Here is a 14,894-nt window from a genome sequence, read left to right as displayed (position 1 = left end):
TCAAGCACGCGGATCGAACGCATCGCGCAGCCCCTCTCCAATGAACACCAGCAGCGACAGTATCAGCGCCAGCGTGAAAAACGCGGTAAACCCCAACCAGGGTGCCTGCAGGTTCTGTTTGCCCTGGGCAATCAATTCCCCCAGCGAAGCGCTGCCGGCCGGCATGCCGAAACCGAGGAAATCCAACGCCGTCAGCGTGGAAATCGCCCCGGTCAGAATGAACGGCAGAAAGCTCAGGGTCGCGTTCATGGCGTTGGGCAGAATGTGCCGCAGAATGATCTTGCGGTCCGACAGCCCCAGCGCTCGCGCTGCCTTGACGTATTCCAGATTGCGCCCGCGCAGGAACTCGGCGCGCACCACGTCCACCAGCGCCAACCAGGAAAACAGCGCCATGATCCCCAGCAACCACCAGAAATTGGGTTCGACGAAGCCCGACAGGATGATCAGCAGGTAAAGCACCGGCAGCCCCGACCAGACCTCCAGCAGACGCTGGCCGAACAGGTCCACCCAACCGCCGTAGTAGCCCTGCAGAGCACCGGCGCCGATGCCGATCAGTGAGCTGATCAAGGTCAATGCGAGGGCAAACAGGATCGACACCCGCGCGCCGAAGATGACCCGCGCCAGCACATCGCGCGACTGGTCGTCGGTGCCCAGCCAGTTGGTGGTCGACGGCGGGCTGGGAGCCGGTTGGCTCAGGTCGTAGTTGGGCGTGTCGGCGCTGAACGGAATCGGCGGAAACAGCATCCAGCCGCCGCGCGCCTCGATCAACTGCCGCACATACTCGCTGCGGTAGTCGGCCTGGAACGGCAGCTGGCCGCCGAATTCCATCTCGGTATGGCGCTTGAACACCGGGAAATACAGCTCGCCGTCGTACTTGAGCACCAGCGGTTTGTCATTGGCGACCAACTCGCCGCCCAGCGTCAGGGCGAACAGGGCCAGGAACAGCCACAGCGACCACCAGCCGCGACGGTTTTGCTTGAAGCGGTCCAGGCGACGACGGGCCAGGGGCGACAGGCGCATCAGGCATTCCTCGCGCTGAAGTCGATGCGGGGATCGACCAGGGTGTAGCACAGGTCGCCGATCAGTTTGATCAGCAGCCCCAGCAGGGTAAAGATGAACAGCGAGCCGAACACCACCGGATAATCCCGCGCCACGGCGGCCTCATAGCTCAGGCGACCGAGCCCGTCGAGGGAGAAGATCACCTCGATCAGCAACGAACCGGCGAAGAACACGCTGATGAACGCCTGTGGCAGGCCGGCCACCACCAGCAGCATGGCGTTGCGGAACACGTGGCCGTACAGCACCCGTTGCTCGCTCAGGCCCTTGGCCCGCGCCGTCACCACGTATTGCCGGGTGACCTCGTTGAGGAAGGAATTCTTGGTAAGAATGGTCAAGGTGGCGAAACCACCGATCACCAGCGAGGTGACCGGCAGCACCAGGTGCCAGAAGTAGTCGGCGACCTTGCCCAGCACGCTGAGCTCGGCGAAATTGTCCGAGACCAGCCCGCGCACCGGAAACCAGTTCAACGAAGTGCCGCCGGCGAACACCACGATCAGCAGCATGGCGAACAGGAACGCCGGCATGGCATAGCCGATGATAATCAGGCTGCTGCTCCAGATGTCGAAGCGGCTGCCATGGTGCACCGCCTTGCGAATGCCCAGCGGGATCGACACCAGGTAGGTGATCAAGGTGGCCCAGAAGCCCAGCGAGAGGGTCACCGGCATCTTGTCCAGGATCAGGTCGGTGACCTTGGCGCCGCGAAAGAAGCTGCTGCCGAAATCCAGCACCGCGTAGCTCTTGATCATCAGCCACAGGCGCTCGTGGGCCGGTTTGTCGAAACCGTACTGGCGCTCGATGTCCTTGATCAGTTTCGGGTCCAGGCCACGGCTGGCCCGCGAGCCGCCCTGCAGCGTGTCGCCGCCGCCACCGGTGACGCTGGCGCCGCCTACGCCCTGCAGGCGCGCGATGGCTTGCTCGACCGGGCCGCCCGGCGCGGCCTGGACGATGGCGAAATTGACCAGCAGGATCGCCAGCAAGGTCGGCACGATCAGCAGCAGGCGACGTAGCGTGTAACCCAGCATCAGTGAGTCTTCCCTGTCAGGCGGTCGCGCATCTGTTCGGTGGTCAGCGCCGTCGGGCTGACCTCCCACCAGGTTTCGATGGCCGGGTCATTGGGCGCTGGCGAGGCGGGCATGCCGAAGCGGTTCCACCACACCGTGGAGGTGCCCGGCGGGTAATAGTTGGGCACCCAGTAGTAGTTCCACTGCAGCACCCGGTCGAGGGCGTGCGCGTAGTCGCGCATCTGCGGTTGCGTGCTGGCCGCGCCGAGGCCATTGATCAACTGGTCCACGGCCGGGTCCTTGAGCACCATCAGGTTGTTCGAGCCGGGGTCGGTGGCCACGCTCGAGCCGAAGAAGTTGTACAGCTCGATGCCCGGCGTCGGGGTCACCGGGTAGCCGCTGATGATCATGTCGTAGTCGCGCGCCATCAAGCGGTTGACGTACTGCGAGGAATCGATGCGACGAATCTCCATGGTGATGCCGATCTGCGCCAGGTTGCGTTTCCACGGCAGCAGCAAGCGCTCCAGACCGTTCTGGGTATTGAGAAAGGTGAAGCTCAGCGGCTGGCCTTCGGCGTTCACCAGACGGTCGCCGTCCGCATGCCAACCGGCCAGTTGCAGCAAACGCAGCGCCTGCAGCTGCTTGTCGCGGATCACCCCGGAGCCGTCGCTGACGGGCGCATGAAAGACTTTACTGAACACTTCATCCGGCACCTGGCCACGCAGTTTTTCCAGAATCTGCAATTCGCCGTCGCTGGGCAATTCACGGGCGGCCAGCGGGCTGTTGGAGAAGAAGCTCTGCTGCCGGATGTACATGCCGCGCATCATCTGCCGGTTGCTCCATTCGAAGTCCCAGAGCATGGCCAGCGCCTGGCGCACGCGGCGGTCCTGGAACACCGGTCGCTGCAGATTGAAAATGAAGCCCTGGGCCGATTGCAGGCCCTGCTTGGCCAGGTGCGCGCGTTGCAGGCGGCCATCGTCGAGCGCCGGGCCGTTGTAGCCGATGGTGTAGGCGGTAGCGGAGAACTCGCGGTTGTAGTCGTAACCGCCGCCGCGCAGCACCTGGCGGGCCACGTCGGTGTCGCCGAAGTACTCGATGCTGAAGCGGTCGAAGTTGTACATGCCGCGTGCTTCGGGCAGGTCCTTGCCCCACCAGTCGGGGTTGCGCTGGAAGGTGATGCTGCGGCCGTTGTCGATCTTGTCGATACGGTACGGGCCGCTGCCCAGCGGTGCCCCGAAGCCGCCGCCGTTGGCGAAGTCGCGGGTTTTCCACCAGTGTTCGGGCAGCACCGGCAGCGTCGCCAGGTCCAGCGGCAGGGTGCGGCTTTCGGCGCTCTTGAAGTTGAAACGCACCTGGCGCGGGCCCTCGACCTGCACGTCCGCCACATTGGCGAACTGCGTGCGGTAGCCCAGGCTGCCTTCGCGCATCAACAGCTCGAAGGTGTAGCGCACGTCCTGCGCGGTGATCGGCTGGCCGTCGGCGAACACCGCCTTTGGGTTGAGGTAGAAGCGCAGCCACAGGCCGTCTTCACTGCGCTCCATGCGCTCGGCCACCAGCCCGTACACGGTGTACGGCTCGTCCAGCGAGCGCACCGCCAGAGGGGCGTAGAGCAGGCCGTCGACCTGGCTGACGCCAATGCCCTTGTCGATGTACGGCAGAATGTGGTCGTACTGGCCGATCTCCACCGCCGAGCGACGCAGGCTGCCGCCCTTGGGCGCATCGGGATTCACATAGTCGAAATGCTGGAAGTCGGCAGGGTAGCGGGGCGCTTCGCCGTAGACGGTCAATGCGTGCTGCGGCGCAGCCTGGGCATTGCTCGCGGTGGTGAACAGGGCACAAAGAACGAATGAGAGGAAAGCTGCGCGCATTATCTGCCTGATTCGAAGAGCGAAGGGTGCAGCCTAACATCATGGCCCGGTGGCATTGCAAATGCAGAACGGCCCGCGATAGACGGGCCGTTCGGGTGTAACGCAGACCGTGGACTGATCAGTCCTGGCGGCTGGTGACTTCCAGCAGGTGGTAACCGAACTGGGTCTTCACCGGGCCCTGCACGACGTTGATCGGCGCGCTGAACACGACGGTGTCGAATTCCTTGACCATCTGGCCTGGGCCGAACGAACCCAGGTCGCCACCTTGGCGGCTGGAGGGGCAGGTGGAGTTGGCCTTGGCGATCTCCGCGAAATCGGCGCCGCCTTCGATCTGGGACTTGAGGTCGATGCACTTGGCTTCGTCGGCGACCAGGATGTGGCGGGCAGTGGCTTTAGCCATGATGATTCTCCTTTCTGAAAAAGTGGGCAGGGTACCCGATTGAGGGGGCATTTTCCTGCAAAAGTTCCATACGAATGTGTACGGACGCTCAGTCGCGGCAATGCACCTGGCGCCCTGCGGCGTAGGTCTGCAGCACCGCGCGGTCGTCGCCCAGGGTCATCAGCACGAACAGCACTTCCTCGAAGGTCTTGGCCTGGCCGATGCGATAGCTCAGCAGCGGCGTGGCATGGTAGTCGAGCACCACGAAGTCGGCGTCGGTGCCTGGTTGCAGCGTACCGATACGGTCTTCCAGGCGCAGTGCGCGAGCGCCGCCCAGGGTCGCCAGGTACAGCGACTTGAACGGGTTGAGCTTTTCGCCCTGCAACTGCATGACCTTGTACGCCTCGTTCAGGGTCTGCAACAGCGAGAAGCTGGTGCCACCACCGACATCGGTGCCCAGGCCGACATTGACCTTGAAGCGCTCGGCCTGGGGCAGGTTGAACAGGCCGCTGCCCAGGAACAGGTTAGAGGTGGGGCAGAAGGCGATGGCCGAGCCGGTCTCGGCCAGGCGCTGGCATTCCTCGTCGCACAGGTGCACGCCGTGGGCCAGCACCGAGCGCTCGCCGAGCAGTTGGTAATGGTCGTACACATCCAGGTAGTTGCGCCGCTCGGGGAACAGCGCCTTGACCCACTCGATTTCCTTGAGGTTCTCGCTGATGTGGGTCTGCAGGTAGACGTCCGGGTATTCGCGCAGCAATTGCCCGGCCAGGGTCAACTGCGCCTCGCTGCTGGTCGGCGCGAAGCGTGGCGTCACCGCGTAGTGCAGGCGGCCCTTGCCGTGCCAGCGCTCGATCAGCGCCTTGCTCTGGGCGTAGCTGCTCTGGGCGGTATCGGTCAGGTAGTCCGGGGCGTTGCGGTCCATCATCACCTTGCCGGCGATCAAGCGCAGGTCCAGGGCCTCGGCGGCCTCGAACAGGGCGTCGACCGATTCAGGGTGAACGCTGCCGAACACCAGCGCGGTGGTGGTGCCGTTGCGCAGCAGTTCCTTGAGGAAGATATCGGCCACTTGGTCGGCATGGGCCTTGTCGCTGAACTGGCCTTCGCACGGGAAGGTGTACTCGTTCAGCCAGTCCAGCAGTTGCTCGCCATAGGAACCAACCATGCCGGTCTGTGGAAAATGAATGTGGGTGTCGATGAAACCGGGGGTGATCAAGGCATCCGGGTAATGAGTGACCTCGACGGTGGCCGGCAGGGTCGGCAGCACCTCGTCGGCCGCGCCCAGCGCCAGGATGCGACCGTCCTCCACCACCAGCACGCCATCGGCGAAGTATTGGTAGGAGGCCTGGACACCGACCAGGGCAGGGTCGTCGAGGCTGTGCAGGATCGCGGCGCGATAGGCTTTGCGGGTAAGGCTCATGGTGCATCTCTCAAGGTAACGGGGCTGCGGCGCGAGCGCGGCAGCAGTTGGGCGACCTCCGGCGAGCTGGCTGTCCCCGGCTCGGCGCGGGCGCCAAAGTGCGCATTGTAGGTGGCGATGATCTCGGCGGCGATGGAAACGGCGATTTCCATCGGCAGCTTGCCTTTGACTGCCGCCAGGCCCATGGGGCAGCGCATGCGCTGCACTACACTGGGCGCGATGCCGCGGTCGCGCAGGCGATGCTCGAAGCGGGCGCGTTTGGTGGCCGAGCCGATCAGGCCGAACCAGGTGAAGTCGTTGCGTTCGAGAATGGCCCGGGTCAACTCCAGATCGAGCGAGTGGTCGTGGGTCATGACGATGCAGTAGCTGCCCGCCGGCAGGCTCGCCACTTCATCCACCGGGTCGTCGGTGATCACCTGGCAGACCCCGTCGGGCAGGCTCGGCGGAAACTCGTCGGCCCGCGAATCGACCCAGCGCACCCGGCACGGCAGGCTCGCCAGCAGGGGCACCAGCGCGCGGCCGACGTGGCCGGCGCCGAACACCACCACCTGGGCCTGCGCCTGCAGCATGGGCTCGAACAGCAGCACCGTGGCACCGCCGCAGCATTGGCCCAGGCTGGCGCCCAGGCTGAAGCGTTCCAGGCGCGTGGCGCGGGTGCCTTCGGCGAGCATCTGTCGAGCGATGTGCAGGCACTTGTACTCCAGATGACCGCCGCCGATGGTGTCGTACAGGGCGGTGGCACTGACCACCATCTTGGCCCCGGCGTTGCGCGGCGTAGAGCCCTTTTCTTCGATGATGGTCACCAGCACGCAGGCATCGCCGCGGGCCTGATGCTCGGCCAGCGCGCCGATCCAGTCAGTCATGGGCAGTGCTCCCCTCGGTCGCCTTGCGTATCTGCTCGCAGCCCCAGAGCACCCGTTCCGGGGTGGCGGGGGCGTCGATGTTCGGTTGCAGGCGGTAATCACCCAGGCTCGCCACGGCGTCCTTGATTGCGCACCAGGCGGCGATTCCCAACATGAACGGCGGCTCGCCCACGGCCTTGGAATGGAACACCGTGTCCTCCGGGTTCTTGCGGTTCTCAACCAGGTGCACGCGCAGATCCTGTGGCATGTCGGCCACCGCCGGAATCTTGTACGAGGCCGGCCCGCTGGTCAGCAGCTTGCCCTGGTCACTCCACACCAGTTCCTCGCAGGTCAGCCAGCCCACTCCTTGCAGGAAGCCGCCTTCCACCTGGCCGAGGTCGATGGCCGGGTTCAACGAGGCGCCGACGTCATGCAGGATATCGGTGCGCAACAGCTTGTACTCGCCGGTCAGCGTGTCGATCACCACTTCGCAGCACGCCGCGCCGTAGGCGAAATAGTAGAACGGTCGGCCACGCGCCAGGCTGCGGTCGTAGTGGATCTTCGGCGTCTTGTAATAACCGGTGCTGGACAGCGACACCTGGCCCATCCACGCCTGCTGCACCAGGCTCTGGAACGTCAGCAACTGGTCCCGTACGCGCACGTGGCCGTTGCTGAACGCCACGTCTTCTTCACTGACCCGATAGTGCCGGGCGGCGAACTCCACCAGCCGCTGCTTGAGGATCAGCGCCGCGTTCTGCGCCGCCTTGCCGTTCAGGTCGGCCCCGCTGGAAGCCGCGGTGGGGGAGGTGTTGGGCACTTTGTCGGTATTGGTCGCGGTGATCTGGATGCGGCCGATGTCGACCTGGAACACCTCGGCCACCACCTGCGCGACCTTGACGTTCAAGCCCTGGCCCATTTCGGTGCCGCCGTGGTTCAGGTGAATGCTGCCGTCGGTGTAGATATGGATCAGCGCCCCGGCCTGGTTGAGGAAGCTGGCGGTGAACGAGATACCGAACTTCACCGGCGTCAGTGCCAGGCCTTTCTTCAATATCGGGCTGTCGGCGTTGAACGCGCAGATCGCCTCGCGGCGCGCGCCATAGTCGCAGCTGGCTTCGAGCTCGGCGGTGATCTCTTCGAGCAGGTTGTGCTCCACCGTCTGATAGTAGTGGGTGACGTTGCGCTCGGTCTTGCCGTAGTAGTTGGCCTTGCGCACCGCCAGCGGGTCGAGGGCCAGGTGGCGGGCGATGCGGTCCATCACTTCCTCGATGGCGACCATGCCCTGGGGGCCGCCGAAGCCGCGGTAGGCGGTGTTCGACGCGGTGTGGGTCTTGCAGCGGTGGCCATTGATGGTGGCGTCGCCCAGGTAATAGGCGTTGTCGGCATGGAACATCGCCCGGTCGACGATTGATGCCGACAGGTCGGGTGAGTAGCCACAGTTGCCGGCCAAATCCAGATTGATCCCGTGCAGGCGCCCGCTGTCGTCGAAACCGACGTCGTACTCGATGTAGAAGGGGTGGCGCTTGCCGGTCATGAGCATGTCCTCGACCCGCGGCAGGCGCATCTTGGTCGGCTGCCCGGTCAGGTGCGCCACCACCGCGCACAGGCAGGCCGGGCTGGCCGCCTGGGTTTCCTTGCCGCCGAAGCCGCCACCCATGCGGCGCATGTCCACCACCACCTGGCTCATCGACACGCCCAGCACTTCGGCCACCAGCTTCTGCACCTCGGTGGGGTTCTGCGTCGAGCAGTAGACGATCATGCCGCCGTCCTCGGTGGGCATCACCGAGCTGATCTGCGTCTCCAGGTAGAAATGCTCCTGGCCACCGATGTGCAGGCTGCCCTGCAGGCGATGGGTGGCGCTGGCCAGAGCGGTCGCCGAATCACCGCGCTGGTGGGTGTGGCTGTCGAGCACGAAATGCTTCTGCCGCAGCGCCTCGACCACGTCCAGCACCGGCGGCAGATCTTCGTACTCGATCACGGCGGCCATCGCCCCGCGGCGGGCGCTGTCGAGGTCGCGCGCCGCCACGGCCAGCACCGGCTGGCCAACGAACTCTACCTTGTCGATCGCCAGCAGCGGGTCGCCCGGCAACAGCGGGCCGATGTCCTTGAGGCCGGGAATGTCCTCGTGGGTGATCGCCAGGCGCACGCCGGGAATGGTGTAGCAGGCCGACGTATCGATGCGCACGATGCGCGCGTGGGCACGGTCGGAAAGCCGGGCGTACACGTGCAGCTGGTTGGGGAATTCCAGGCGGTCGTCGATGTACACCGCCTCACCGGTGACGTGCTTGTCGGCGCTGTCGTGCTTGACGCCCCGGCCAACGCCGGTGGTCAGGCCCTGGGCGAACAGTTCAGCCATGCGTGCCTGGCTGTCGGGCGCTGGATGCTCAGACATGGGCGCTCACCCGCGTTTGAATGTGTGGCGACTGCAGCTCGAGGAAACACTTGCGCAGCAGGTTCTGTGCGGTCAGCAGGCGGTAATGGTTGCTCGCGCGAAAATCCGACAGCGGTGTGAAATCCTCGGCCAGGGCGGCACAGGCGGCCTCGACGCTGGCCTTGTTCCAGGGCTTGCCGAGCAGTGCCGATTCGCAGGCCGCAGCGCGTTTGGGAATTGCCGCCATGCCGCCAAAGGCGGCGCGCACCTCGTGCACCACACCGTCTTCGATCAACAGGTCGAACGCGGCGCAAACCGCGGAAATGTCATCGTCCAGGCGTTTCGACACCTTGTAGGCGCGGAAAGCCCGGCGCGGGTCGGCGCGCGGCACGATGACCTTCTCGATGAACTCGCCGTCTTCGCGAGCGGTGATGCGGTAGTCGATGAAATAGTCCTGCAGGGGCAGGGTGCGGCTGCGCGAGCCTTTGCGCAGTACCACCTGCGCGCCCAGGGCCAGCAGCAGCGGCGGAGTATCACCGATCGGCGACGCATTGCCGATGTTGCCGCCCAGGGTGGCCTGGTTGCGGATCTGCAACGAGGCGAAGCGGTGCAGCAGGTGGCCAAAATCCGCGTACTCGTGCGCCAGTGCCTGATAGCAGTCGGTCAGCGGCGTGGCCGCGCCGATCTCCAGGCGGTCGTCGAACGTCTCGATGCGCTTCATCTCGGCCACGTGGCCCACGTAGATCATCACCGGCAGCACCCGGTGCGCCTGGGTCACCTCCAGCGCCAGGTCGGTGCCCCCGGCCAGCAGCCGTGCCTCGGGCTGCTCGCTGTAAAGCTCGGCCAGATCGGCCACGGTCAAGGGCATCAGGCAACGGTTGTTGCCACCGTGCAGCTCGTCGGTGTGCGCCGGTGCAATGGTTTTCAGCCTGGCGATGGTCTGCGCCTGCTGGCTGTCGAACTGATCGGGCAGCGCAGGTCCGCCGCAGGCCTGGGCCGCGGCGTCGAGAATCGGCCGGTAGCCGGTGCAGCGACACAGGTTGCCGGCCAGTGCTTCGCAGGCCTGCTCGCGGCTGGCCTGGGGTTGGTTCTTCTGCAGGGCAAACAGCGACATGACGAAGCCAGGGGTGCAGAACCCGCACTGCGAGCCATGGCAGTCGACCATGGCCTGCTGCACGCTGTGCAGGCGGCCCTGATGCTTGAGGTCCTCGACACTGAGCAGTTGCTTGCCGTGCAGGCTGGCGACGAAGGTCAGGCAGGCGTTGCTGCTGCGATAGCGCATCTGCGCCTGCGCGCCGTCTTCTACCAGTTCGCCGATGACCACCGTGCACGCACCGCAATCGCCGCTGGCGCACCCCTCTTTGGTGCCTGGACGCGCCAGATCGGTGCGCAGGTAGTCGAGCACGGTCAGGTTCGGGTCCAGGGCGTGCTCGGTATGCAGCTGTTGATTCAAGAGAAACTGGATCACGGATGGCCTCACGACACCTGATTCTTGGGTCTGCCTTGAGCAGAATCTATGCGGCGGCCGGGAAGGGGTCAACGATTAGCTGACCTGCGGGTCAGGAAGTTTCGCGAACCCGTTGCCTGCACCCCGGCAGTCATGCCTTTGCCAAGCCACATCCGTGCCAACTGCCGCCTTTGCCGTTCAATTGGAGTACACTGCGCCGCATGCTTTGATCACAGCTTGCCGATTACCGATTGTCGAAGGAAACCCATGACGTTCAAGGCGCCGGACAGCCTCGCCGAGCAAATTGCCCATCATCTGGCCGAGCGCATCATCAGCGGTGAGCTCAAGCCGGCCGAGCGCATTCAGGAACTCAAGGTCACCCAGGCGCTGAACGTCAGCCGCGGCTCGGTGCGCGAAGCCCTGTTGATTCTCGAGCGCCGCCACCTGGTCGAGATCCTGCCGCGGCGCGGTGCCCAGGTCAGCGAACTCACCGAGCACAAGGTGCGCAGCCTCTGTGCCCTGATGGGCGAGATGTACATCATGCTCGGCGACGCCGTGGCCCAGCGCTGGCAGACCGAGGCCGACCTCGCACCGTTCCTGGTCATCCAGCAACGCCTGCAGACCAGCTACGAGCGCCAGGACATCAACGCCTTCGTCGAGGACAGCTTCAACGTCATGCGCGCCGCCTATCCGTTCGCCAACAACCCGTACCTGCAAGAAACCATCGAGAACCTCCAGCCGGCCATGAACCGCACCTATTACCTGGCGCTGGAGCAGCGCAAGGCCTCGATGAGCGAATACCTGGCCTTGTTCGGGCGGCTGCTGCAGGCGGTTTCCGCGCGCGATCCGCAACTCATCCGCAAGGTTCTCGGCGAATACTGCCAGCGCAGCTGTGAACTGGTGCTCAGCGCCCTGGCGGCGCGCTGAGCATGCGCCTCAAGTGCATTCGCCTGGCCGGGTTCAAGTCGTTCGTCGACCCGACCACAGTCAACTTCCCCAGCAACATGGCTGCCGTGGTCGGGCCCAACGGTTGTGGCAAGTCCAACATCATCGACGCCGTGCGCTGGGTCATGGGCGAGAGCTCGGCGAAGAACCTGCGCGGCGAGTCGATGACCGACGTCATCTTCAACGGCTCCACCAGCCGCAAGCCGGTCAGCCAGGCCAGCATCGAGCTGGTGTTCGACAACAGCGACAGCACTCTGGTGGGCGAGTACGCGGCCTACGCGGAAATCTCGATCCGGCGCAAGGTCACCCGCGAAAGCCAGAACACCTATTACCTGAACGGCACCAAGTGTCGGCGCCGCGACATCACCGACATCTTTCTCGGCACCGGCCTGGGCCCGCGCAGCTACTCGATCATCGAGCAGGGCATGATCTCCAAGCTGATCGAGGCCAAGCCCGAAGACCTGCGCAACTTCATCGAGGAAGCCGCCGGCATTTCCAAGTACAAGGAGCGCCGCCGCGAGACCGAAAGTCGCATTCGCCGTACCCATGAGAACCTGGCGCGCCTGACCGACCTGCGCGAAGAGCTGGAACGCCAGCTCGAACGCCTGCACCGCCAGGCCCAGGCGGCCGAGAAATACCAGCAGTACAAAGCCGAGGAACGCCAGCTCAAGGCGCAGCTGTCGGCCTTGCGCTGGCAAACCCTGAACGAGCAGGTGGGCCAGCGCGAAGCGGTCATTGCCGATCAGGAGGTGGCCTTCGAAGCGCTGGTGGCGGAACAGCGCAACGCCGATGCGGGCATCGAGCGCCTGCGCGATGGCCATCACGAGCTGTCCGAACGCTTCAATACCGTGCAGGCGCGCTTCTATTCCGTGGGCGGTGACATCGCCCGTGTCGAGCAGAACATCCAGCACGGCCAGCAGCGCCTGCGCCAACTGCAGGACGATTTCAAGGAAGCCGAACGCGCTCGCCTGGAAACCGAATCGCACCTGGGCCACGACCAGACCCTGCTGGCGACCCTGGGCGAAGAGCTGGACATGCTCGAGCCCGAGCAGGCAATCAGCAGTGCCGCCGCCGAAGAAGCGGCGGCGGCGCTGGAAGAAGCGGAAACCCGCATGCACGGTTGGCAGGAGCAGTGGGACCGGTTCAACACTGACTCGGCCGAGCCACGGCGCCTGGCCGAAGTTCAGCAGGCGCGCATCGCCCAGCTCGAACTGTCGATGCAGCGCCTGGCCGAGCGGCAGCGGCGCCACAGCGAAGAGCGCGAACTGCTGGCGGCCGACCCTGAAGACGCCGCCATCCTCGAACTGGCCGAACAGCTGGCCAGCAGCGAAATGCTCATCGAAGAGTGGACCGCCGAGGAACGGCAGCAGGCCGAACAGCTGGACGCTACCCGTCAGCAACTGCAACAGGCGACCCAGGCCCAGCAACAGGCCCAGGGCGAGCTGCAGCGGCTCAACGGCCGCCTGGCTTCCCTCGAGGCTTTGCAGCAGGCCGCGCTGGATCCGGGCACGGGCACCGCGCAGTGGCTGGATCAACAGGGGCTGGCCCGCCATCCGCGCCTGGCCGAAGGGCTGCGCGTCGAGCCCGGCTGGGAGCTGGCATTGGAAACCGTGTTGGGCGCCGATCTCCAGGCAGTGCTGGTCGATGATCTGCAAGGCCTCGACCTGGCCGGCTTCGATCAGGGCGAACTGCGCCTGATCAGCGCGGCTGCGGGCGCCGTAGCTTTGCCAGACAGTCTGCTGCACAAGGTTCACAGCCAGGTCGACCTGAGCCCCTGGCTCGCGGGGGTGCGAACGGTCGCCGACCTCGACACCGCGCTGGCCCTGCGCAGCCAATTGGCCCCCGGCGAAAGCCTGGTCAGCCAGGACGGCTATTGGCTGGGTCGGCACTTTCTGCGCGTCAGCCGTGGCAACGACGCCAGCCGCGGAGTTCTGGCCCGTGGGCAGGAGCTGCAGGCCCTGCAGTTGGACGTCGAGTCGCGCGAAGCGACCCTTGCGCAACTTCAGGAACAGCTTGCGGCCTGCCGTGAACAGCAGGATGCCCAGGAACAGCTGCGCGAACAGCTGCGCCGCCGCATCCAGGATGAAAATCGCCAGCAGGGCGAACTCAAGGCCACGCTCTCGGCGAGCCGGGCCAGGGCCGAGCAGTTGGCGCTGCGTCGTCGGCGCCTCGACGAAGAACTCGGCGAGTTGGCCGAACAGCGCGCCCTGGAACACGAGCAGCTTGGTGAGTCGCGCCTGCAGTTGCAGGACGCGCTCGACGCCATGGCCACCGACACCGAACAGCGCGAACAGCTCATGGCGCAGCGCGACAGCCTGCGCGAAGGCCTGGAGCGCATTCGCCAGGACGCCCGCCAGCACAAGGATCGCGCGCATCAGTTGGCGGTTCGCCTGGGCTCGCTGCGCGCCCAGCACGACTCCACTGGCCAGGCGCTGGAACGCCTGCAATTGCAGGCCGAGCGTTTGGGCGAGAAACGCGAACAATTGAGTCTGAACCTGGAGGAGGGCGAAGCCCCGCTCGAAGAACTGCGCCTGGACCTCGAAGGCCTGCTCGAGCAGCGCATGGCCGTCGACGAAGAAATGCGTCACGCGCGGCTGGCACTGGACGATGCCGATCGTGAGCTGCGCGAGGTCGAAAAACGTCGCACCCAGGCCGAGCAGCAGAGCCAGCTGTTGCGCGGCCAGCTGGAACAGCATCGCCTGGAGTGGCAGGGGCTCAGCGTGCGGCGCAAGACCCTGCAGGAGCAGCTGCAGGCCGACGGCTACGACCTGCACGGCGTGCTCGCCACCCTCGACGTGCTGGCCAGCGAGCAGGAGGCCGAGGAAGAACTGCAGCGTATCGACGGGCGCATCCAGCGCCTGGGCGCGATCAACCTCGCGGCCATCGACGAATACCAGCAGCAATCCGAGCGCAAGCGCTATCTGGATGCGCAAAACGCCGACCTGGCCGAAGCGCTGGACACCCTGGAAAACGTCATTCGCAAGATCGACAAGGAAACCCGCAGCCGCTTCAAGGACACCTTTGACCAGATCAATGCCGGTTTGCAGGCACTTTTTCCAAAAGTTTTCGGTGGTGGCAGTGCTTATCTGGAACTGACGGGCGAAGATTTACTCGATACAGGGGTGACGATCATGGCGCGTCCGCCCGGCAAGAAGAACAGCACCATTCATTTGCTCTCCGGTGGAGAGAAAGCCTTGACCGCACTGGCCCTGGTTTTCGCTATCTTCAAACTGAATCCGGCGCCGTTCTGCATGCTCGACGAAGTCGATGCACCGTTGGACGACGCCAACGTCGGTCGTTACGCGCGGTTGGTGAAAGAGATGTCGCAGACGGTGCAGTTCATCTATATCACCCACAACAAGATCGCCATGGAGATGGCGGATCAGTTGATGGGGGTGACCATGCACGAACCCGGTTGCTCGCGACTGGTGGCCGTGGACGTGGAAGAGGCATTGGCCATGGTCGAGGCCTGAAAAACCCTTATCATGGCGTTAAAATCGAGCCAAATGCGACAGACGGTGTAAAGTTGTTTCTGGTCGTGCTAGTTTTACCAAAGTCTTGTTTACGC

At 64.8% G+C, this 14,894-nt stretch carries 10 protein-coding genes; 2 read left to right on the top strand and 8 right to left on the bottom strand.

Annotated features, from left to right (window positions below):
* The 8 genes from H7993_RS04070 to xdhA all read right to left on the bottom strand — a co-directional run bounded on the left by H7993_RS04070 (position 1) and on the right by xdhA (position 10,402).
* Positions 1 to 1,023, bottom strand: a complete 1,023-nt coding sequence (locus H7993_RS04070; protein ID WP_185794163.1) for an ABC transporter permease — start codon at positions 1,021 to 1,023, stop codon at positions 1 to 3.
* The gene (locus H7993_RS04065) at positions 1,020 to 2,081 is read right to left on the bottom strand and encodes a microcin C ABC transporter permease YejB (RefSeq protein ID WP_122478436.1); all 1,062 of its coding nucleotides are present in this window, start codon (positions 2,079 to 2,081) and stop codon (positions 1,020 to 1,022) included. Before H7993_RS04065 ends, H7993_RS04070 begins: the two co-directional genes overlap by 4 nt.
* Positions 2,081 to 3,928, bottom strand: coding sequence for an extracellular solute-binding protein (locus tag H7993_RS04060; protein ID WP_185793532.1), 1,848 nt, complete (start codon positions 3,926 to 3,928; stop codon positions 2,081 to 2,083). The genes H7993_RS04065 and H7993_RS04060 overlap by 1 nt, the downstream gene beginning before the upstream one ends.
* A 118-nt stretch (positions 3,929 to 4,046) precedes the next feature.
* Positions 4,047 to 4,328 (bottom strand): peptidylprolyl isomerase, encoded by a 282-nt coding sequence (locus H7993_RS04055; RefSeq protein ID WP_122714191.1) that lies wholly within the window; start codon positions 4,326 to 4,328, stop codon positions 4,047 to 4,049.
* Between the two features lie 88 nt (positions 4,329 to 4,416).
* On the bottom strand, positions 4,417 to 5,724 hold the full coding sequence (gene guaD / locus H7993_RS04050) for a guanine deaminase (protein ID WP_185793531.1): 1,308 nt from the start codon (positions 5,722 to 5,724) through the stop codon (positions 4,417 to 4,419).
* Positions 5,721 to 6,587, bottom strand: coding sequence for a xanthine dehydrogenase accessory protein XdhC (gene xdhC / locus H7993_RS04045; RefSeq protein ID WP_185793530.1), 867 nt, complete (start codon positions 6,585 to 6,587; stop codon positions 5,721 to 5,723). Before xdhC ends, guaD begins: the two co-directional genes overlap by 4 nt.
* Positions 6,580 to 8,955: a xanthine dehydrogenase molybdopterin binding subunit gene (xdhB, locus tag H7993_RS04040; protein WP_185793529.1), complete on the bottom strand. Its 2,376-nt coding sequence runs from the start codon at positions 8,953 to 8,955 to the stop codon at positions 6,580 to 6,582. Before xdhB ends, xdhC begins: the two co-directional genes overlap by 8 nt.
* Positions 8,948 to 10,402, bottom strand: coding sequence for a xanthine dehydrogenase small subunit (gene xdhA / locus H7993_RS04035; RefSeq protein ID WP_185793528.1), 1,455 nt, complete (start codon positions 10,400 to 10,402; stop codon positions 8,948 to 8,950). Before xdhA ends, xdhB begins: the two co-directional genes overlap by 8 nt.
* A 246-nt stretch (positions 10,403 to 10,648) precedes the next feature.
* Between xdhA and H7993_RS04030 the strand changes: the two genes are divergently transcribed.
* Positions 10,649 to 11,308, top strand: a complete 660-nt coding sequence (locus H7993_RS04030) for a GntR family transcriptional regulator (protein ID WP_122795688.1) — start codon at positions 10,649 to 10,651, stop codon at positions 11,306 to 11,308.
* Between the two features lie 2 nt (positions 11,309 to 11,310).
* On the top strand, positions 11,311 to 14,799 hold the full coding sequence (gene smc, locus H7993_RS04025; protein ID WP_185793527.1) for a chromosome segregation protein SMC: 3,489 nt from the start codon (positions 11,311 to 11,313) through the stop codon (positions 14,797 to 14,799).
* Positions 14,800 to 14,894: the final 95 nt, after the last annotated feature.

The organism is Pseudomonas baltica (assembly GCF_014235765.1).
In the GTDB taxonomy this organism is placed as follows: Bacteria; Pseudomonadota; Gammaproteobacteria; order Pseudomonadales; family Pseudomonadaceae; genus Aquipseudomonas; species Aquipseudomonas baltica.
Note: the sequence above shows the minus strand (reverse complement) of the source record. Positions and strands in the feature narration are given on the sequence as shown.

What these genes read in the sequence shown, in the direction of transcription:
- H7993_RS04065 (WP_122478436.1), bottom strand. Translation starts at nt 2,081, where the DNA reads ATGCTGGGTTACACGCTACGTCGCCTGCTGCTGATCGTGCCGACCTTG.
- H7993_RS04060 (WP_185793532.1), bottom strand. Translation starts at nt 3,928, where the DNA reads ATGCGCGCAGCTTTCCTCTCATTCGTTCTTTGTGCCCTGTTCACCACC.
- H7993_RS04055 (WP_122714191.1), bottom strand. Translation starts at nt 4,328, where the DNA reads ATGGCTAAAGCCACTGCCCGCCACATCCTGGTCGCCGACGAAGCCAAG.
- guaD (WP_185793531.1), bottom strand. Translation starts at nt 5,724, where the DNA reads ATGAGCCTTACCCGCAAAGCCTATCGCGCCGCGATCCTGCACAGCCTC.
- xdhC (WP_185793530.1), bottom strand. Translation starts at nt 6,587, where the DNA reads ATGACTGACTGGATCGGCGCGCTGGCCGAGCATCAGGCCCGCGGCGAT.
- xdhB (WP_185793529.1), bottom strand. Translation starts at nt 8,955, where the DNA reads ATGTCTGAGCATCCAGCGCCCGACAGCCAGGCACGCATGGCTGAACTG.
- H7993_RS04030 (WP_122795688.1), top strand. Translation starts at nt 10,649, where the DNA reads ATGACGTTCAAGGCGCCGGACAGCCTCGCCGAGCAAATTGCCCATCAT.
- smc (WP_185793527.1), top strand. Translation starts at nt 11,311, where the DNA reads ATGCGCCTCAAGTGCATTCGCCTGGCCGGGTTCAAGTCGTTCGTCGAC.